The organism is Thioreductor micantisoli (assembly GCF_055392745.1).
This window is the reverse complement of record NZ_AP043760.1, coordinates 331,124-349,756: the sequence shown is the minus strand read 5'-3', so window position 1 is coordinate 349,756 and position 18,633 is coordinate 331,124. Positions and strand designations below refer to the sequence as shown.

20 protein-coding genes are annotated in these 18,633 nt (G+C 27.5%); 12 read left to right on the top strand and 8 right to left on the bottom strand.

Annotation, left to right across the window (positions count from 1 at the left end):
- Window positions 1–138 precede the first annotated feature (138 nt).
- The 11 genes from ACZ5OA_RS01945 to ACZ5OA_RS01895 all read left to right on the top strand — a co-directional run bounded on the left by ACZ5OA_RS01945 (window position 139) and on the right by ACZ5OA_RS01895 (window position 7,313).
- Complete coding sequence (locus tag ACZ5OA_RS01945; protein ID WP_464907844.1) at window positions 139–876, top strand: pseudouridine synthase family protein; 738 nt, start codon at window positions 139–141, stop codon at window positions 874–876.
- Between the two features lie 136 nt (window positions 877–1,012).
- On the top strand, window positions 1,013–2,365 hold the full coding sequence (gene ffh / locus ACZ5OA_RS01940) for a signal recognition particle protein (protein WP_464907843.1): 1,353 nt from the start codon (window positions 1,013–1,015) through the stop codon (window positions 2,363–2,365).
- Window positions 2,366–2,435: 70 nt separating this feature from the next.
- On the top strand, window positions 2,436–2,663 hold the full coding sequence (gene rpsP, locus ACZ5OA_RS01935; RefSeq protein WP_464907842.1) for a 30S ribosomal protein S16: 228 nt from the start codon (window positions 2,436–2,438) through the stop codon (window positions 2,661–2,663).
- On the top strand, window positions 2,663–2,905 hold the full coding sequence (locus tag ACZ5OA_RS01930; RefSeq protein WP_464907841.1) for a KH domain-containing protein: 243 nt from the start codon (window positions 2,663–2,665) through the stop codon (window positions 2,903–2,905). The genes rpsP and ACZ5OA_RS01930 overlap by 1 nt, the downstream gene beginning before the upstream one ends.
- Window positions 2,895–3,416 carry a ribosome maturation factor RimM gene (gene rimM, locus ACZ5OA_RS01925; RefSeq protein ID WP_464907840.1) on the top strand — a complete coding sequence of 174 codons (522 nt, stop codon included), beginning with the start codon at window positions 2,895–2,897 and terminating at the stop codon, window positions 3,414–3,416. The genes ACZ5OA_RS01930 and rimM overlap by 11 nt, the downstream gene beginning before the upstream one ends.
- On the top strand, window positions 3,416–4,129 hold the full coding sequence (gene trmD / locus ACZ5OA_RS01920; protein WP_464907839.1) for a tRNA (guanosine(37)-N1)-methyltransferase TrmD: 714 nt from the start codon (window positions 3,416–3,418) through the stop codon (window positions 4,127–4,129). The genes rimM and trmD overlap by 1 nt, the downstream gene beginning before the upstream one ends.
- Window positions 4,119–4,475, top strand: coding sequence for a 50S ribosomal protein L19 (gene rplS / locus ACZ5OA_RS01915; RefSeq protein WP_464907838.1), 357 nt, complete (start codon window positions 4,119–4,121; stop codon window positions 4,473–4,475). Before trmD ends, rplS begins: the two co-directional genes overlap by 11 nt.
- Window positions 4,476–4,581: 106 nt before the next feature.
- On the top strand, window positions 4,582–4,968 hold the full coding sequence (locus ACZ5OA_RS01910) for a FlaG family protein (RefSeq protein ID WP_464907837.1): 387 nt from the start codon (window positions 4,582–4,584) through the stop codon (window positions 4,966–4,968).
- Between the two features lie 3 nt (window positions 4,969–4,971).
- Window positions 4,972–6,681 carry a flagellar filament capping protein FliD gene (fliD, locus tag ACZ5OA_RS01905; RefSeq protein WP_464907836.1) on the top strand — a complete coding sequence of 570 codons (1,710 nt, stop codon included), beginning with the start codon at window positions 4,972–4,974 and terminating at the stop codon, window positions 6,679–6,681.
- Window positions 6,682–6,699: 18 nt separating this feature from the next.
- Entirely contained in the window at window positions 6,700–7,074 is a 375-nt protein-coding gene (gene fliS, locus ACZ5OA_RS01900; protein ID WP_464907835.1) for a flagellar export chaperone FliS, read from the top strand.
- Complete coding sequence (locus ACZ5OA_RS01895) at window positions 7,044–7,313, top strand: hypothetical protein (protein ID WP_464907834.1); 270 nt, start codon at window positions 7,044–7,046, stop codon at window positions 7,311–7,313. The genes fliS and ACZ5OA_RS01895 overlap by 31 nt, the downstream gene beginning before the upstream one ends.
- Here the strand turns inward: ACZ5OA_RS01895 and ACZ5OA_RS01890 are convergent.
- The 6 genes from ACZ5OA_RS01890 to rpmB form a co-directional block, all read right to left on the bottom strand.
- Window positions 7,310–9,961 carry an AAA family ATPase gene (locus tag ACZ5OA_RS01890; protein ID WP_464907833.1) on the bottom strand — a complete coding sequence of 884 codons (2,652 nt, stop codon included), beginning with the start codon at window positions 9,959–9,961 and terminating at the stop codon, window positions 7,310–7,312. The genes ACZ5OA_RS01895 and ACZ5OA_RS01890 overlap by 4 nt on opposite strands.
- On the bottom strand, window positions 9,936–11,018 hold the full coding sequence (gene sbcD, locus ACZ5OA_RS01885) for an exonuclease subunit SbcD (protein ID WP_464907832.1): 1,083 nt from the start codon (window positions 11,016–11,018) through the stop codon (window positions 9,936–9,938). Before sbcD ends, ACZ5OA_RS01890 begins: the two co-directional genes overlap by 26 nt.
- Before the next feature lie 266 nt (window positions 11,019–11,284).
- Entirely contained in the window at window positions 11,285–11,512 is a 228-nt protein-coding gene (locus ACZ5OA_RS01880; RefSeq protein ID WP_464907831.1) for a YdcH family protein, read from the bottom strand.
- A gap of 67 nt (window positions 11,513–11,579) precedes the next feature.
- A complete protein-coding gene (gene argJ / locus ACZ5OA_RS01875) occupies window positions 11,580–12,761 on the bottom strand; it encodes a bifunctional glutamate N-acetyltransferase/amino-acid acetyltransferase ArgJ (RefSeq protein WP_464907830.1) in 1,182 nt (393 codons plus the stop codon).
- Complete coding sequence (locus ACZ5OA_RS01870; RefSeq protein ID WP_464907829.1) at window positions 12,754–13,872, bottom strand: potassium channel family protein; 1,119 nt, start codon at window positions 13,870–13,872, stop codon at window positions 12,754–12,756. Before ACZ5OA_RS01870 ends, argJ begins: the two co-directional genes overlap by 8 nt.
- Window positions 13,873–13,900: 28 nt before the next feature.
- Window positions 13,901–14,074 (bottom strand): 50S ribosomal protein L28, encoded by a 174-nt coding sequence (gene rpmB, locus ACZ5OA_RS01865; protein WP_464907828.1) that lies wholly within the window; start codon window positions 14,072–14,074, stop codon window positions 13,901–13,903.
- An 83-nt stretch (window positions 14,075–14,157) separates the two neighbouring features.
- Between rpmB and rpe the strand changes: the two genes are divergently transcribed.
- Window positions 14,158–14,793, top strand: coding sequence for a ribulose-phosphate 3-epimerase (gene rpe, locus ACZ5OA_RS01860; protein ID WP_464907827.1), 636 nt, complete (start codon window positions 14,158–14,160; stop codon window positions 14,791–14,793).
- Between the two features lie 72 nt (window positions 14,794–14,865).
- Here rpe and ACZ5OA_RS01855 read toward each other — a convergent pair whose 3' ends face one another.
- Both ACZ5OA_RS01855 and acnB read right to left on the bottom strand, forming a co-directional pair.
- Window positions 14,866–15,990, bottom strand: coding sequence for a DNA methyltransferase (locus ACZ5OA_RS01855; protein ID WP_464907826.1), 1,125 nt, complete (start codon window positions 15,988–15,990; stop codon window positions 14,866–14,868).
- A gap of 44 nt (window positions 15,991–16,034) precedes the next feature.
- Window positions 16,035–18,614: a bifunctional aconitate hydratase 2/2-methylisocitrate dehydratase gene (gene acnB, locus ACZ5OA_RS01850; RefSeq protein ID WP_464907825.1), complete on the bottom strand. Its 2,580-nt coding sequence runs from the start codon at window positions 18,612–18,614 to the stop codon at window positions 16,035–16,037.
- Window positions 18,615–18,633: the final 19 nt, after the last annotated feature.

Here is an 18,633-nt window from a genome sequence, read left to right as displayed (position 1 = left end):
TTACAAAAATTCATTTTTCATTCATTAAAATGTGTAATTTGGTAAATTAGGACTTGTTTACTCTTTTTTAATTCACTATATATAATATGTATAAGCAAAACTTATGTTATACTTTCAATAAAAAGGTATCTATAAAAAATGGAAAAAGCATATAAATTATTAGCAGCACAAGAACATATCTCTGCTAATGCAGCAAAAAAATTAATTGATAGTGGAAAAGTGTTTGCATTTGACAAAAAAGTAAAAATAGCAAGAGCTCCGATGAAAGAAAGCACAAGCTTTAAAATAATGCATACTCAAAAACCAAAAAAAATTTATGAAGATGAAAATATTATTGTAATAAATAAGCCTCCTTATATCACTAGCGAAGAGATTTCAAAAATGTATTCTACTCCGCTTCTACATAGACTTGATAAAGATACAAGCGGGATTTTGGTTCTGGTAAAAGATGAAATTTGGCAAAAAAAAGCTATACAAGAGTTTAAAAACAAAAATGTTTATAAAGAATATCAAGCGTGGGTAAGTCGAATTGTAAGTGAGCCAATAGTTGTAGATATGCCACTTAAAACTATAAAAAGTAAAAGTGGCGCTTATTCTAAAATCGATAAATATGGTAAAGAAGCAATTACTGAGATTGAGCCACTAATGGCTTTTAATAGCAAAAGTAAAGTAAAAGCAATAATCCATACAGGAAGAACTCATCAAATAAGAGCTCATTTAAGTTATATAAATCATCCTATTTTGGGAGATGAGAAATATGGTGGTAAAAAAGCAAATCGAATTATGCTTCATCATTATAAATTTAAAATATTTGATTATGAATTTACAGCAAATGTTCCAAAAGACTTCACTGTTATGGAAGAATATAACGATTAAATATAACACTAATATAATATATAAAAGGTACTGACTAAATAAACGAAACAACTGTAAATTTTAACGAAAAAAAGCGTTTAAAAATATTAAAAATTATTTTGCTATAATTTTAAAAAAATTTCAATAAAGGAAATAAATGTTTGATAATATTTCAAATGGACTATCAAAAGTATTTAATAAATTAAGATTTCAAGATGATGAGAAGGCTCTCAAAAAAGCACTTGATGAACTAAAAAAAAATCTATTAAAAAGTGATGTTCATTTCAAAACTGTAAAAGAATTGATTGCAAATGTAGAAAAAGAAACAAAAGAAAAAGGTATAGGAAAAGGTACCTTTATGAAAGCTATAGAAGATAATTTCACAAAACTTCTAACAGCTCCCGGAAATTATGGATTTGTATTTGCAAACACACCTCCAACTGTTGTACTAATGGCAGGTCTTCAAGGAAGTGGAAAAACTACAACTACAGCCAAACTTGCTAACTACTTAAAAGAGATGAAAAAGAAAAAAGTTTTAATGGTAGCGGCTGACTTACAAAGACTTGCGGCAGTTGAGCAACTTAAACAACTTTCAGAGGCAAATAATTTAGACTTATTTTATGATGAAAACTCAAATAACCCTATTGGGATTGCTAAAAAAGGTGTAGAACACGCAAAAGAGAAATTTTATGATGTTGTTTTAATCGATACCGCTGGACGACTTGCGATAGATGAAACATTAATGGGTGAAATTAAAAAAGTAAAAGAGGCAACTGCTCCAAATGAAATTTTTTATGTAGCAGATTCTTTAACTGGTCAAGATGCTATCAGAACTGCCAAAAAATTTGATGAAGATTTAGGAATTACGGGAGTTATTTTAACTAAATTTGATGGAGATAGCAAAGGTGGAGTAGCCCTTAGTATAGCTCATCAAATACACAAACCATTGAGATTCATAGGAACAGGTGAAAAAATCCCTGATATTGAAGTTTTTATACCTGAGAGAATCACTTCAAGACTTATGGGAGCTGGTGATATCGAATCACTTGTAGAAAAAACAAATGCCCTAATTGATGAAAAAGAAGCTAAAAAAATCAATAAAAAAATCAAAAAAGGTGAATTTAACTTCGAAGATTTTTTAAGTCAACTTGAAAGTATGAAAAAAATGGGAAGTATGAAAAGTATTCTTGGAATGATTCCTGGAATGGGACAATTTAGTAAAGCACTTAAAGATATGGATTTAGAAAATTCAAGTGAAGTAAAAAAAATAAAAGCAATGATTGGCTCAATGACACAAAAAGAGAGAAAAGAACCAAGTTTACTTCTGAAAACTAATACAAGAAAAAGAAGAATTGCAGGTGGTGCGGGTCTCAGCATACAAGAAACAAATAAAATATTAAAACAATTCCAAAATGCTGCAAAAATGGCCAAAAAATTTGCAAATAAAAAAGGAATGCCGAATGTAAATGACCTTATGAAACAAATGGGAAATATGAAATTACCTCATTAGTATTGACTTATTCCAACTAAAAGTGTAAAATTGCACACTAAAAATTATAAAAAAGATGAAAAGGATTTGAATGACAACAATAAGATTAACAAGATTGGGTAGAAAAAAAAGACCATTTTATAGAATCGTTGTAACTGATAGTAGAAAAAGAAGAGATAGTGGATGGATAGAAATGATCGGTTATTATAACCCTATGACAGAACCAGCAACTTTTAAAATTGATGAAGAAAGACTTGCTTACTGGAAAAGTGTAGGTGCTCAAATGAGCGAAAAAATTAAAAAACTTACAAGTAAATAATGGTAAAATTCGTAAAGAAGTATATAAAACTTCTAGCTTTTTATCCAGAAGATGTTGTTGTAGAAACGGCAAATGAAACTGATAATTTTACTGAAATTGTCATTTATGCAAATAAAGTAGATACCGGTAGAATTATTGGTAAAAATGGAAATATGATAAAAGCTATAAAAACTTTAATAAGCGGATGCAAAGCAAAAGTAAATAAAAACTATAAAATTTCGGTTCATATAAATGAAAGATAAAATTCCTATTGCAAAAATTGGAAAAAGTTATAGTGTCAAAGGATGGATAAAAGTTCATTTTTTGACAGATTTTCCTGAACAGTTTAAAGTTGGAAAAACATTTGAAGCTGATAAAATAACTCTAACAATAGAAAATATCAATCGTAAAAATAATACTATAAAATTTTTGGGGTTCAATACACCAGAAGAGGCTAAAAAACTTACAAACAGAGTTATTTATTCTGATGAAACAAAGTCACACAATGATATTAAACTAAAAAAAGATGAATACTTTTGGTTCGATATCTTTGAATGTAAAGTTTATGAAGAAGATAAATTACTAGGAATTGTAGAAGATATAAATAGAATTAATGATATTGATTATATTGTTGTAAAAGTGGATAAATCTATGCAAACAAATGGACAACCGAAAAGATTTTTATTTGATTACAAACGACATATAGTAGAAGTTGACACTGAAAATAAAAAACTAATAGTTCAAGATACTATCCCTATTTTAGAAGCCAGTTAGTGAAATTTGTTTTTGTAACTCTCTTTCCACATCTCATCAAACCTTACTTTGAAGATTCTATAATGAAAAGAGCAATAGATAAAAAACTTTTTAGTATAGAATTTGTAGATTTTAGAGAATTTGCTACAAACAAACATCAAAAAGTAGATGATACTCCTTTTGGTGGAGGCGCAGGAATGGTATTATCCCCACAACCTCTAAGTGATTGCTTGAAACATCTCAAAACAAAATATCCAAACTCCAAAACTATTTTTGTAACACCTGTAGCTAAAACTTTCAATCAAAATGATGCAAAACGCTTAAGTAATGAAGAAATTATAATATTTGTAAATGGAAGATACGAAGGATTTGACGAAAGAATCATTGAAGAGTTTGCAGATGAAGTACTTAGTATTGGAGATTTTATTTTAAGTGGTGGAGAACTCGCTAGTATGGTAATAGCGGATGCAATTGCTAGAAATATAAATGAAGTTTTAGGTAATAAAAATAGTTTGGAAATAGAAAGTTTTGAAGATAATTTACTTGAAGCTCCCGCTTTTACAAAACCAAAATCTTACAAAAACATTAAAAATTCAGAGGTTATTTCAGAATTCTTTAAGGGAAATCATAGTATAATAGCGTCCCTAAAAGAAAGTTTAGCTTTTGCTAAAACAAAATATCATAGACCTGATATTTATAAAAAACTCAAAACAAGGAAAAAGTATGAGAAATAGATATATTGATGCTTTCGAAGCCTCTCAAATAGAAAATAAAGAAATACCACAATTTAGAGCTGGTGATACTCTTAGAGTAGCTGTGCAAATTAAAGAAGGTGAAAAAACAAGAATCCAAAATTTTGAAGGTGTTTGTATCTCACTTAGAGGTCAAGGAACTGGAAAAAGTTTTATAGTTAGAAAAATTGGTGCAAACAATATAGGTATTGAAAGAATTTTCCCACTTTATAGTGATTCAATTGAATCTATTACAGTTGTAAGAAAAGGTAAAGTAAGAAGAGCTAAACTTTACTACTTAAGAAGTAGAAAAGGTAAAGCTGCAAGAATTAAAGAACTTAGAAAATAAGTTCTTTCTTCTTTTTTTAATCTACAAACAAAAAATTTCAAAAACATTTAATATTTTTATATTTTATCCGATATTATTATATGTAAATATAAGAAAAGGATTTAATATGGAATTATTTTCAAATGTAGCTTCCACTCATAAAGAGAGTTACACAAATAACATTCAAAAAGAAAATCAACATTTAGTAAAAAAACCTGAAGAAATGGATAAATCAAAAAATATAAATGAACAAATAAAAGATGATGATAAAAATACAAAAGAAAAAATGACAAAAGAAAAACTTCAAGATTTAACTGAGAAACTAAATAAAGAAATGGAGCCACTTAATCCAGATATAAAATTTAGTTTTGATGATAAAATTAATAGTTTAGTTGTTAATGTAGTTGATAAAAATACCGATAAAGTAATTAGAAAAATTCCATCAGATGAAGCACTAAAAATTATGGAAAAAATGAGAGAGTTAGTCGGAGCTCTTTTTGATAAGAAAGGATAAAATATGGCATTTGGAACATTAAGTAGCTTAGGAGCAGGAAGTGGAGTTTTGACATATGATGTAATTGACAAACTTAAAAAAGCTGACACGGCTACAATGGTTACACCATTTCAAACAAGAAAAACAAATGTTGAAAATCAACAAAAACAACTTTCAGCTCTTACAACACAAATAAATCTATTTAAATCTTCAATTGCAGATTTTAAAGATGGTGAACTTTTCCAAAAAAGATTTGCTAATGTAAGTGGAAGTAGTGTAAGTGCGGATGTTACATCAGGTGTTGCTGTTCAAAAAATAACAATGGATGTAGAGCAACTTGCCCAAAATGACATCTATCAATCAAAAGGATTTAGTAGTGAAACTACTGCAATAAATAATTCAGGAAGTGATCAAACATTAAAATTTTCATATGGTGGAGCTGAACACGACTTAACTCTAAAAAATGGAGCAACACTAAGTGATTTAAAAGATAGTATAAATGATGCAAATATTGGAGTAACAGCTTCTGTTATTGATACAGGAAGTGATACTGACCCTTATAAATTAGTTATCAAAGGTAGCAAAACAGGAAAAGATAATATAATCAAGTTAGATTATGGAAACATCGATGATTTAGGCTTTAATCAAAAAGTATATCAATCTAAACAATACACGGCAGATACTGATTTAATAAATAATTCAGGAGCTACTCAAAGTTTTAAAGTTTCTGTAAATGGAACAGATTATTCTATGGATGTAGCTGACCAAACTCAAGTAAAAGATTTTATAGATAATATAAATAATGGAAATTTAAAAGATAGTGATGGAAATGCTCTTACAGGTGTAAGTGCCGAGTATGATAATGGGTACATAAAAATACATACGCAAGATATAGGAGATATTTCTATTGCTGATGATAATTTAACGAGTGCTATGAATGATAATACAGTGGATTCAAACGATAATAAAGTCCAACAAGCACAAAATAGTGAATTTAAATATAACGGAACAGAAGTTACAAGAGACAGTAATAAAATAGATGATTTAGTTGTAGGTTTAACTATGAATTTAAGCTCAATTGGAAGTTCAACTATTGATATTTCACAAGACACAGATACAATCAATAAAACTATGCAAGATTTTGCAAGTGGATATAATTCTATTATATCAAAGATTCAAGATCTAACAAAATATGACCCAGATTCAAAAACAGCTGGAGTTTTTCAAAATGAAAGTGCTATTAGAAATATTCCTACAGATTTACAAAATTCACTGTTTTCTACTTTTTTATCAGACACTACTATCAAAACAGATAGAAATGGACAAGAATATGATCAAAAAATAACATTAAGTGCTAGTGATTTTGGATTTAGTATGAATAGGACAGGATTTTTAGATTTTGATTCATCAAAATTTTCCGATATGTTGAAAAATAAACCAGAAAAAACTGATGAGTTTTTGAGTGGAGATGATGGTGCTATAACTAAAATATTAAATAATATAGATAACCTTACAAAAGATTCCAATTCAACACTAAATCTACTAAATACACAATACACAAATGAAGAAAAATCTTTTCAAAATACAATAGATGATGCAAATAAAAGAATAGACACAAAATATCAAACAATGGCGGAACGATTTGCAAGTTATGATGAAATGATAAATAGTTATAATGTTCAATCACAAACAATTCAACAATCAATTAATGCCATGATAAATGCTAAAAGTTAAAATTTAAAAGGATTAAATATGTATGCAAAAGCAGTAAATAGTTATAATCAAAATAATATAAATATAGAGAGCCCAGAAAAATTAATAGAAATGCTTTATGAAGGAGCCCTTAGATTTACATCTTTTGCAAAAAAAGCAATAGAAAAAAATGATGTTGAAAAAAAAGTTTATTGGATAAATAGAACTGTAAATATATTTACAGAACTATTAATTTCACTTGATATTGAAAAAGGTGGAGACATAGCATTATATTTAAATGGTTTATATGAACAACAAATTAAATTTTTAACAGGGGCTAATGTAGAAAATAATACAGAAAAATTGGATACTGTTATAAAAGTATTAAAAGGACTTCTTGAAGCATGGAAAGATACAACTCAAAAAAATGGGTAAATGATTTAAAAATTGCTATTATAAACAATGATTTATCCAAAATAGAAGAATATTCAAATAGAGAAATTCCTAATTTTTCTTCTATTAAAGAAGCAAATGAAGCATTATCATTGGTTGAAAATGCTAAAAATATTCTACAAAAAGAAAAAAATAAAATTCAACTTCAAATGAATCAATTAAAACAAACAAATCAATATAAAATTGATTATAATTCTTCTATAAATGAATGGAAATGTTAAATAATTTTCAAATCACTTCTTCCATTCGCCTTTTTTATAACTTGAATTTGTTTAGGAATTTCTTCTTTTAAAGAATCCACATGTGAAATAATTCCTATCATTTTCCCAGCACTTGCATCTTTTAATATATTTAAAGAATTACTTAATGTATCATTATCAAGTGATCCAAATCCTTCATCTAAAAACAGAGTTTCTATTTGCACTTTTTGTTTAATCATATCACTAAGCCCAAAGCTTAAGGCAAGAGAAGCTAAAAATGATTCACCACCAGAAAGAGTGGCGACTCCTCTTTTTTTATTTTCATTATATTTATCCACTACAAACAAATCAAGTTTATCAATATCTTCATTAACCTCAAAAATATATCTTTGATTTGAAAGTTTATCCAAATGAATATTTGCAATATAGATTAATTCTTGCATCATAAAATTAATCGCTATTTTTTTGAATTTTTTACCATCAGCTGAACCAACCAAATCATTTAATTTAGTATATAATTTTAATTTCTTATTTAATTTTTCTTTTTTAAGATTTAATTCTTTAAATTTTTGAATATCTTTTTGAATATTTGTAATTATTTGAGATATTTTTCCAAGTTCCTCTGAAAAATTTCTGATTTTTTCACTAATTTCTCGTTTTAATAGCTCATAATCTTTATCTTCAATAGTTATAGTTTCTAATTTAGAATGGTTTTGAATTACTCTTTTTTCTTTTTCTTCTTTTAATTTATTGTTTGTTTTAATATTATTATCTTTATTATTTAATAGTTGTTGCTTTTGATTATATAACTTATTTAATTCTTGATTTTTTTGAAGTAATTCATCTTTTTTGAGATTCACATCATCAAATTCACCCACTCTCTTTACTAATTCTTTTTTCAATAAAACAGCTTTATCTTTATTTTCTTTCAATTCTAATTCTAAATTACTAAGTTCATTTTCTAACTCTTTTAATTGATTCTTTTTCTCATCTAAAACTTTACTATTTTCCTCTATTTTTGTATTTAGAATTTTTATTTCATTTTCAATTCTATTTTTTTCTTCTAACTTTTTATCATATTCCTCTTTTTTATCTTTTAACTCTTCAAACTTTTTAATTTTTATATTTTTATTTTCAAAAGTTTTTTCTATTTCTACAATTCTATTTTTAATAACTTCTAATTTTTTATTATATTCTTCATTAAATTTTTTTATTAGACTAATTTCTTCTTGAATTTTTGAAAGCTCTTTTTCATCTATTTTAAGTTGTTGTTGAACTTCTTTGTACTCTTTTTCATCCACTTTTGGTGCATTTGTTTTATAAGGATGATTTAAACTTCCACATAATGGACAAGGTTTATTATTTTGCAATTCTTCTCTATCATTTTCATATTTTAAAACTTTAATTTTTGCTTCTAAATATTCCAATATTTCACTATTTTTAGAAATTAAATTTTTTAAATTTGCTCTTTTATTTACTAATTCTAGATTTTTCCCCTTGTTTTTATTTACACTATTATTAAATTCGCCCTGCTCTTTTTGTAAATTATCATACTCGATTTTTAGAGAAATTAATTCTTGAATATATTTAAATTTTTCATCATTTTTTATATTTAATAAGTTTAGACTTTTATTTAAATTTATTATTTTATTACTGTTTTGTTCAATTATATTTATTAAATCATTTGTCTCTTTTTGAAATTTATCTTTTTGAAAATTTTTCTCTTTTTTTGAATTAATTAAATTATATAAAACTTTTTTCAAATCTATTGCTTTATCAAGCTCACTTAAATTATTTGATAAATTTTTTTCAAACTCTTTCTTTTCTTTTTCAATCTTTTCAAACTCTTTTTTTATAATTACAATCTCTTTTTCTAAATTAAAATTTTGATTTTCTAACTCTTTTATCTCTTTTCCTGATTTTTGATTTTCTTTTAATAATTGATTTTTTAGAGTAACTTGCTTTATTTTTTCTTCTACATTTTTTAGCTCTGTTTGTAATTTAGCAACATCTTTTTTAAGACTTTTTTCTTTTAAAATATTTTCATCTAAAATAGACTTATCTTGATATTCTATATCATCTATAAATTTATTTATATCCATTATTGAATTTTCTATCTCTTTTTTTATAAAATAAATTTTTTTAGAAATTAATTCATACTCTTTAATTGGTAAAATCTTTTCTAAAACATCTATTTTTTCATTATCTTTTGCTTTTAGAAAAGCATCAAATTCACCCTGTGCTAAAATTATAGCTTTTGTGAATTGCTCAAATCCTAAATTTAAAATTTTACTAATCTCTTTTTCAAATTCTGTCGTTTTATCTGCAATTTGTGTTTCGTTTTTATAAAGAATTCTTTTAATATTGCCAATTGTTTTATCTTTTTTTCTTTTAACTTGCCAAAAAGCTTCAAATTTATCATGAGCTACACTAAAAGTAAGTTTAATATAAGCTTCATCACTTATATTATTTAGCAACTCTTTAGGATTTCCACCTAATCTCGGAGTTTTATTATAAAGCACTGCACAAATAGCATCAAAAATAGTTGTTTTTCCACTACCAGTCGCACCTGTGATTAAAAACAGTTCATTTTCTAATTTTGTAAAATCAATCTCTTTAACTCCAACAAAAGAGTTTATATTCTTAATTGTTAATTTTTCCAGTTTCATCTTCTACCTCTTTTTGAATTTCTTTAAAAATATCCACTATTTTTTTGTTATCTTCATCATCTTTTATAATAGTTTCTAAAACATTTAAAGGAGTCAAATTTTCTATTTGTTCTTTTATCTCTTTTGGAAAATATGGAATTTGAATTTTTACAATATGAATGTTTTGATTTATTTTTCGAATATCATTTAAATCACTACTTGACACTATTTCATTTAAATTAATTTCTACAAAAGAATCATCTTGTAACTCTTTTAATGCTTCAATAATTTCTAAAATAGTTCCACTTAAACTAACAAATTCTCGAAATTTAGGAACATCTATTTTTTCTATTTCCCAAGAATCAGTATCTAACATAATCATAGATTTTTGATAATTTTCTGTAAAACTTAAACTTAGAGGTGAACCAGAATAATAAATATTTTTTTTTATTTTTTGAGGTTTGTGAATATGTCCAAGTGCTACATAATCATATCCATCAAAGATATCCGTCCCTACACTCTCTAAATTTCCTACATAAATTTCTCTTTCACTATTTCCCATAATGGAGCCGAAAGCCGTTAAATGCCCTGTAGCTATCACTTTTTTACCATACTTTTTAGCTTCTTTTAAAGCATTTTGATAAATAGTTTTGATAGCTATATTTAAATTTTCATCAATTTTTCTTAAAATTCCTTCTCTTAAAAAAGGCACGGCTACGATTGCCACCTCATCTAATTCAATTATTTTACAATAATCATCTTCCGCTCCACTTATAACTTCAATATTCATACTTTTTAAAAGCTCTTTTGGTGCTTTTAGCGTGTTTGCACTATCGTGATTTCCTCCGACAATTATTGTTTTTACATTAATTGATGCTAAAAAATCATAATATTGTTTCAAAGCACTATTTGAAGGAAAATAGACATCAAAAATATCCCCACTAACTATAAGTAAATCAATATTTTCTTTTTTTATTATTTCTTTCAAAAATTCAAAAAATTTCTCAAATTCATCACTTCTATCAATCCCTGAAAAATTGTGTCCAATATGTAAATCACTTGTATGTAAGATTTTCATTATATTCCTTGAAAGGTTTTTATAATTATAGCGAGTTAAACTGAGATACTGACCTAAAACACTCAATAATAAAGCAAATTTTTTAACACTTTAAAAGGCTAAAAAGTGTCAACGCAAGCGCCCTTCGGGTTTGAAGCACACTTTTTCTAACGCCTTTTTTCGTTAAAATTTACAGTTATTTCGTTTATTTAGTCAGCATCTTTTTAATATATTAGGATTATGTATAAAGGGAGTATAAGTGAAGTAGTAAAAAAATAACCTATAAATTATAGGTTATTTGCTTTTTTGTATTCTAAAATCATAGCATAAGCTTCGTCTTTTAGAGCAAGTTTTTCTCTTTTAAGTTTATCAAGCTCTAAAGCATCTAATGGAGCTTTACCACTTTCAGCTTTTTGAATTTTATCATCTAACTCATTATGTTTTTCAAAAATTTTTGCAAAATGTGGATTTTCAACTTTTAATTTTGAAATTATTTCTTTGTATTCATGTAACATTTATTCTCCTTCGTTTTATTATATTTAGCTAATTAAAATTATAACATATAAAACTTAATTTTTCATATTAAGTTCTATAATCTGCATTTATTTTTACATATTCATAACTTAAATCACAACCATAAGTTATAAATTTACCTTCTCCTAGACCTAAATCACAATTTATTTTAAACTCATCTTTTTTCATAACTTTAGCTGCTTTACTTTCAGTTTCTTTATCAAAATATATTTCACCTTTATCATAAACTAAAATATTTTCGAATGATATTTTTAATTTTTCTTCATCACACTCACAACCACTTGCACCTATAGTTGAGGCAATTCTTCCCCAGTTTGGATCTTCTCCAAAAATAGCAGTTTTTACTAAAAGTGAATTAGATAAAGCTTTTCCTATTTTTTGAGCTTCTTCTTCACTTTTTGCACCTTTTATCTCAAAAGCTACTAATTTATTTGCACCTTCCCCATCTTTTACAATATCAAAAGCTAATTTTTGAAGTGTTAATCTAAGAGCTTCTTTAAAAGCATCTTTTTCATATGCAGCCTTTTTAGTTGTAAGTAAAAAACAACTATCATTTGTAGAAGTATCACCATCCACACTAATTGCATTAAAACTAGTTGCTATTGCTTCTTTTAATAACTCTTGCATATCATCACTAATATCTGCATCAGTTACTACAAAACAAAGCATTGTAGCCATTGCCGGGTTTATCATTCCAGCTCCTTTAGCAATAGCTCCTATTCTAAATTTTTCACCATTATTCAATGTTACTTCAAAAGCTACTTCTTTTTCATAACTATCTGTTGTCATTATTGAATGAACAACTTTTTTATCATCTTTTTCAAAAACAAATTTTTCAATACCATTTTTTAATTTTTCTTTATCGAGTCTTGCTCCAATTACACCAGTTGAACTCATAATTGGACTCACCAATTTTTTATTAAAAAATTTTTCTTTTGTAAAATTTAATAACTCTTTAATATCTTCTATTCCTTTTTTACCGGTCATAGCATTTGCATTTTTGGAATTTAAAAGTAAAAAATTAGTTTGTTTTATACTGTTTTGTAAAACATATTTAATAGGTGCTGCTTGAAATTTGTTAGTTGTAAAAGTATAAGCCACGTCACATACATTATCACTATAAATATAACCTAAATCATAATCATCTTTTTTAAATCCTGATTTTATACCACTTGCATAAAATCCATCAACTGCTGTAATACTTCCATTTATTGGTATAATTTTAAACATATTGTGCTTCCTTTGGTTTTTTTGAAGTTCTAAGTAATATTCTAGCTCTTTTAAGTCCCTCTTTTGTCCCCATTAAATAGACGATATCTTCTACATTAATTACAGTATCACCCTTAGGCATTGGTATAAATTTACTATTTTTATCTTTTATTCCAACTACTGAAACATTAGTTAAATCTCTTAAATGAGTCTCTTTAAGCTTTTTGAAAAGAACCCACGATTGTTTTGGAATTCTAAGTTGTTCTAAATTTACATTTGTTTCTGAATATAAAAATTCTTCTAAAAGATTTTTAATTTTATTATCTTTTGCAATAGCAGTCGCTCTTTGTGCCATTAATTTACTTGGATTTAAAACTTCATTTGCTCCAAGTTTTTTTAGTTTTTCTACGTCTCTATCTTTTTCACCAATACTTATAATATAATAAGGAATTCTTCCAAGCTCTTTTTCAAATAATTTAACAGACGAAATCATAGCAATATTATCTGCTATATTTTCTGAAAGTGTTATCATTCCTTTTGCACTACTTAAATGTGATTTTCTCATTGCTATATCTGTATGAGGTTCTTCTTTTAGATAAAATGGATAATTATACTCTTTTGCAATTTCTTCTAAATCTTCTCTTGGTGAAACTACAACAAAAGGTATATGAGCTTTTCTAAACTCATTTGTAAGCTCAATTGTAAATTGTGTGTGATAGCAAATAACATAATGTTTTTTTAATCTTGCAATTTTGTAAAGCATTCTTCTTTCCTTTAAAAGGTCAATTAATTTGCCCTTTCGAATAACTTCTATAACAACCCCAACAGATAGTGCAAATACTATGTAACCTACAATAATCAAAAATATACTAAATAATCGACCATTATCACTCATAGAATATACTTCACCATATCCAACTGTTGTAAATGTAATACCTGTTTCATAAAAAGCCATAAATACATTCACATGATCAATAGCAACATATCCAAGTGTTCCAAATAAAAAAATTAGAATAACTAATATTATAGGTAATCTGAAAGGTTTTAATTCTGCATAAATTTGTGTAGATAAATTATATTCTGGTTTGGGAGTTGGTTCCCAATGTAGGAATTTTTGGAGTTTTTTTGTCATTATAACAATCCCAAAAAGGGAAAAAAAGTTAAACTGATTTTTTCATAGTTCTAAGACAAGTAGAACAAATTTTTAATTTTTCTCCATCAATTCTAATAGAATGTAAATTTGGTAAAAATTTATGTCTACTCTTGTTATGAGCATGACTCACTCTATTCCCAAATTGAGGCCCTTTTCCGCATATATCGCATTTTCTTGCCATTTTTTATCCTTAGTAAGTTTTTAGTGGGGTATTATACTAAATTTTTTGTTATAATTCAAGATATTTTAATAAAAAGGATAAATATGTTAGTAGCACCTTCAATACTTTCAGCAAATTTTGGAAAACTGAGTGATGAAATAAGTGCAATTTGCACAGCAGATTGTGATTTGGTTCATGTAGATGTAATGGATGGACATTTTGTTCCAAATATGACAATAGGACCTGTTATAGTAGATGCAGTAGCAAAAGTAGCTACAAAACCACTAGATATTCATATAATGGTAGAAAATAATAACTTTTTTATAGATTTATTAGCTCCTTTTAAACCTAAATATTTTTCATTTCATTATGAATCAGAAAATCATCATAGTAGAATTATTCAAAAACTTAGAAATCTTGGGATTAAACCTTCTATTGCTATTAATCCAGGAACAAATATAGATGTTTTGGAATATATGATTGAAGATTTAGATATGGTTTTACTAATGAGTGTAAATCCTGGATTTGGAGGTCAAAAGTTTATTCCTAATGTACTGGAAAAAGCTACAAAATTAAAAGAAATGATTGAAAGAAGAAATCCTAATTGCTTAATAGAAGTTGATGGTGGGGTGAGTGATAAAAATATAAATGAATTAAAACAAGCTGGAGTTGACGCGGTTGTAGCAGGAAGTTATGTATTCAAAAATGATTATAAAACAGCAATTGAAAGTTTAAAGTAAAAGAAGAGAAACAATTTTTAAGTTTTTCCGACTTACCCATACATAAAACTAATTGTTAAATTGTTTTCATTCTCAACTATATCTTGCATGCTCAATTCTATATTTTTTTCTTTTTTCATCAATTAATTTAATATTACTATTCTTATTATAATACCAAAACATCCAACCATTACAATTTTCAATTTCTTTGATTAATGCACCAATTTTATGAATTGAACCAACTCCTAAACTACTTTCAATATGTCCATTTTCTAAGATAATTGCTGAATTTTTTCTATTTTTTGTAAAAATTTCTTCACCAACTTTAAAATATCCACTTTTGACTAACTCTTCCATACTAACTCGTTGTAAAATCTTTTTTTCTGGCTCTTTTAATTGTAAATGGATATAATCTTTAGTTTCTATTTGAGATAATCTTTTTTTTGCGATTTCTACATATTTTAATTCTTTTTCAATTCCTATTGCTTTTCTATTTAATTTTTTTGCAACTGCACAAGTTGTTCCACTTCCACAAAAAGGGTCAAGAATTAAATCTCCCTCTTTCGAACTTGATAATATAACTCGTTTTAATAATTCTTCTGGCTTTTGTGTCGAATGAGCTTTTTTACCATTTTCATCTTTAATTCTTTCATTACCAGTGCATAATGAAATTTGCCAAACAGAAGTCATTTGCTTTCCACCATTTAATTGTTTCATTACATTATGATTAAAAGTATATCGTTTTTGTTTTTCACTTTTTTTTGCCCATATTATAGTTTCAGTCGCATTTGTAAATCTAATACCCCTAAAATTCGGCATTGGATTAGTTTTATACCATTGAACATCATTTAATATCCAAAAGCCTAAATCCATCATTATTTTACCAACTCTAAAAATATTGTGATAACTTCCTATTACCCATATAGTTGCATCATCTTTCATCACTTCACGACAAGTACTTAACCACTCTTTTGTAAAATTATCATATTCTTCATTGGAATTAAATTTATCCCATTCATCATTAACTCCATCAACTTTTGTTTGATTAGGACGATAAAGCTCATTTTTTAATTGTAAATTATAAGGGGGATCAGCAAAAATTAAATCAACTGATTTTTTTGGTAGCTTACTTAAAATATCAATACAATCACCATTATATATTTTATATTTTTCTTCAATCAAATCATTTGGCGAAAATATTAACTTTTCATTTTCCATTCTTTTTACTCCATTTTATATATAAAAAAAGAGAAAAGAAGTGATTAAGCTTCTACCATTTCTTTTACTTCTTCAAAAGGCATTTTGTGGAAATTTAAATATTTATAAACATATTCTTCTTTTCCTGCCAATTTTTTAGCAATAATATCTCTATACTCAGCAGAAGTTGGAAATCTTCCAAGCATAGAAACAACAGCTGCAAGTTCAGCACTTCCTAAATAAACTTTAGCACCTTTACCCATTCTGTTATCAAAGTTTCTTGTAGAAGTTGAGAATACAACTGCATTATCTGCAACTCTTGCTTGGTTACCCATACACAAACTACATCCTGGGATTTCAATTCTTGCTCCAGCTGCTCCAAATACAGAATAATAAGCTTCTTTTGTAAGTTCAGCTTTATCCATTTTTGTTGGTGGTGCAATCCATAATCTAGTAGGCACGAATCCTTCACCTCTTAAAATTTCTGCGGCTGCTCTATAATGACCGATATTTGTCATACAACTTCCTATAAATACCTCATCAAATTTATGCGGTCTTTTTTCATCAGCAATTACTTCGCTAATAGTTGCCACATCATCTGGATCATTTGGACAAGCAACGATAGGTTCAGTTATTTCGTTTAAATCTATTTCAATAACTGATGCATATTCTGCATTTTCATCTCTTTTTAGAAGAGTTGGATTTGCAACCCAAGCTTTCATTTTATCAATTCTTCTTTGAATTGTTCTTTTATCTTCATATCCAGCTTCAATCATAGCTTCAAGAAGTTTAATATTTGAAGATAAATACTCTTTTACCGCGTCCGTACTAACTGCAACCGTACATGCTGCCGCACTTCTCTCAGCCGACGCATCAGAAAGTTCAAATGCTTGTTCTGCTGTAAGTGATTTGATAATATCACCTTCAATTTCTAATATTCTTCCATTAAAGATATTCTTTTTATTTTTCTTTTCAACAGTCATAAGACCTTCTTGAATTGCTTTATAAGGAATAGCATTTACTAAATCTCTTAATGTAATTCCAGGTTGTAATTCACCTTTGAATTTCACAAGCACTGATTCAGGCATATTAACAGGCATACTTCCAGTAACCCCTGCAAATGCAACTAATCCACTACCTGCTGGAAAACTAATACCTATTGGAAATCTTGTATGAGAATCTCCACCAGTTCCAACAGTATCGGGTAAAGTCATTCTGTTTAACCAACTATGAATAACCCCATCACCTGGATGAAGAGCAACTCCACCTCTACTTGTAAAGAAATCTGGTAAAGTATGATGGAGTTCAATATCAGCAGGTTTTGGATAAGCAGCTGTATGACAGAAACTTTGCATAACTAAATCTGCATTAAATCCAAGGGCTGCAAGTTCTTTAATCTCATCTCTTGTCATAGCCCCTGTAGTATCTTGACTTCCTACTGTTGCAGTAGTTGGTTCTACATACATACCAGGTCTAACGCCTTTCATTCCACAAGCTTTTCCAACGATTTTTTGAGCTAAAGTATATCCAACCCCTTTTTTCCCTGCTGGTTGAGCTGGTTTTGTGAAAATATTTTCGTCACCTAAACCTAAAACTTCTCTTGCTTTTTTAGTTAAGTTTTTACCGATAATTAGAGGAACTCTACCTCCTGCTTGCACTTCATCTGAAAGTGTATTTGGTTTAATTTCAAATTCAGCTACAACTTTTCCACTTTTTTCAATTTTTCCAGCATATGGATAAATATCAACTACATCTCCCATTTCAAGTTTACTAGTATCAACTTCAATTGGTAATGCACCGGAATCTTCACAAGTATTGAAGAAAATTGGAGCAATTACCGCACCTAAAACAACTCCACCATTTCTTTTATTTGGAACACCTTCTATGTCTTCTCCGATATGCCAAATTACAGAGTTTACAGCAGATTTTCTACTTGAACCAGTTCCAACTACATCACCAACGAATGCAACTGGATGACCTTTTTGTTTTAATTCATTAATTTTTTCGATTGGATTTTCTAGTTTTGCTGTAAGCATAGAGTTTGCATGCAACGGAATATCACTTCTTGTAAATGCTTCACTTGCAGGAGATAAATCATCTGTATTTGTTTCACCTGCAACTTTAAATACTGTTACAGTTAATTTTTTAGGCAATTTTTTTCTATTTGTAAACCACTCAGCATTTGCCCAAGATTCAACTATCTCTTTTGCAAATTTATTCCCTTCATTACTAAGTTCAACAACATCATTAAATGCATCATAAACTAAAAGTGTGTGTTTTAATTCATTTGCAGCTGCCTTAGCTATTTCATCATCAAGTTTAAGTGCATCGATTAATGGTTTTACATTATATCCACCCATCATTTGACCTAAAATTTTGATAGCATGAAGTTTGTTAATTGCAGGTGAAACAGTTTTACCTTGAACTATATCATTCAAAAATGCAGCTTTTACATATGCAGCTTCATCAACACCTGGGTTAACATGATTTGTAAATAAATCCATTAAATACTTTTCTTCAAGTAATGGAACTTGTTTTAGTAACTCAACTAACTTAGCTGTTTGAGCAGCTGTTAAAGGAAGTGGTGGAACACCTAACTCGGCTCTCTCCCCAGTATGTTTTTTATATTCTTCAATAACGTTCATTTTTTAATCCTTTTATAGA

Excerpts from the sequence above, each read along its gene's own strand:
- rimM (WP_464907840.1), top strand. The coding sequence starts at position 2,895 with ATGAAAGATAAAATTCCTATTGCAAAAATTGGAAAAAGTTATAGTGTC.
- acnB (WP_464907825.1), bottom strand. The coding sequence starts at position 18,614 with ATGAACGTTATTGAAGAATATAAAAAACATACTGGGGAGAGAGCCGAG.
- ACZ5OA_RS01930 (WP_464907841.1), top strand. The coding sequence starts at position 2,663 with ATGGTAAAATTCGTAAAGAAGTATATAAAACTTCTAGCTTTTTATCCA.
- rpsP (WP_464907842.1), top strand. The coding sequence starts at position 2,436 with ATGACAACAATAAGATTAACAAGATTGGGTAGAAAAAAAAGACCATTT.
- ffh (WP_464907843.1), top strand. The coding sequence starts at position 1,013 with ATGTTTGATAATATTTCAAATGGACTATCAAAAGTATTTAATAAATTA.
- fliS (WP_464907835.1), top strand. The coding sequence starts at position 6,700 with ATGTATGCAAAAGCAGTAAATAGTTATAATCAAAATAATATAAATATA.
- argJ (WP_464907830.1), bottom strand. The coding sequence starts at position 12,761 with ATGTTTAAAATTATACCAATAAATGGAAGTATTACAGCAGTTGATGGA.
- ACZ5OA_RS01890 (WP_464907833.1), bottom strand. The coding sequence starts at position 9,961 with ATGAAACTGGAAAAATTAACAATTAAGAATATAAACTCTTTTGTTGGA.
- ACZ5OA_RS01895 (WP_464907834.1), top strand. The coding sequence starts at position 7,044 with ATGGAAAGATACAACTCAAAAAAATGGGTAAATGATTTAAAAATTGCT.
- rplS (WP_464907838.1), top strand. The coding sequence starts at position 4,119 with ATGAGAAATAGATATATTGATGCTTTCGAAGCCTCTCAAATAGAAAAT.
- ACZ5OA_RS01945 (WP_464907844.1), top strand. The coding sequence starts at position 139 with ATGGAAAAAGCATATAAATTATTAGCAGCACAAGAACATATCTCTGCT.
- ACZ5OA_RS01855 (WP_464907826.1), bottom strand. The coding sequence starts at position 15,990 with ATGGAAAATGAAAAGTTAATATTTTCGCCAAATGATTTGATTGAAGAA.
- ACZ5OA_RS01870 (WP_464907829.1), bottom strand. The coding sequence starts at position 13,872 with ATGACAAAAAAACTCCAAAAATTCCTACATTGGGAACCAACTCCCAAA.
- sbcD (WP_464907832.1), bottom strand. The coding sequence starts at position 11,018 with ATGAAAATCTTACATACAAGTGATTTACATATTGGACACAATTTTTCA.
- ACZ5OA_RS01880 (WP_464907831.1), bottom strand. The coding sequence starts at position 11,512 with ATGTTACATGAATACAAAGAAATAATTTCAAAATTAAAAGTTGAAAAT.
- rpe (WP_464907827.1), top strand. The coding sequence starts at position 14,158 with ATGTTAGTAGCACCTTCAATACTTTCAGCAAATTTTGGAAAACTGAGT.
- rpmB (WP_464907828.1), bottom strand. The coding sequence starts at position 14,074 with ATGGCAAGAAAATGCGATATATGCGGAAAAGGGCCTCAATTTGGGAAT.
- fliD (WP_464907836.1), top strand. The coding sequence starts at position 4,972 with ATGGCATTTGGAACATTAAGTAGCTTAGGAGCAGGAAGTGGAGTTTTG.
- ACZ5OA_RS01910 (WP_464907837.1), top strand. The coding sequence starts at position 4,582 with ATGGAATTATTTTCAAATGTAGCTTCCACTCATAAAGAGAGTTACACA.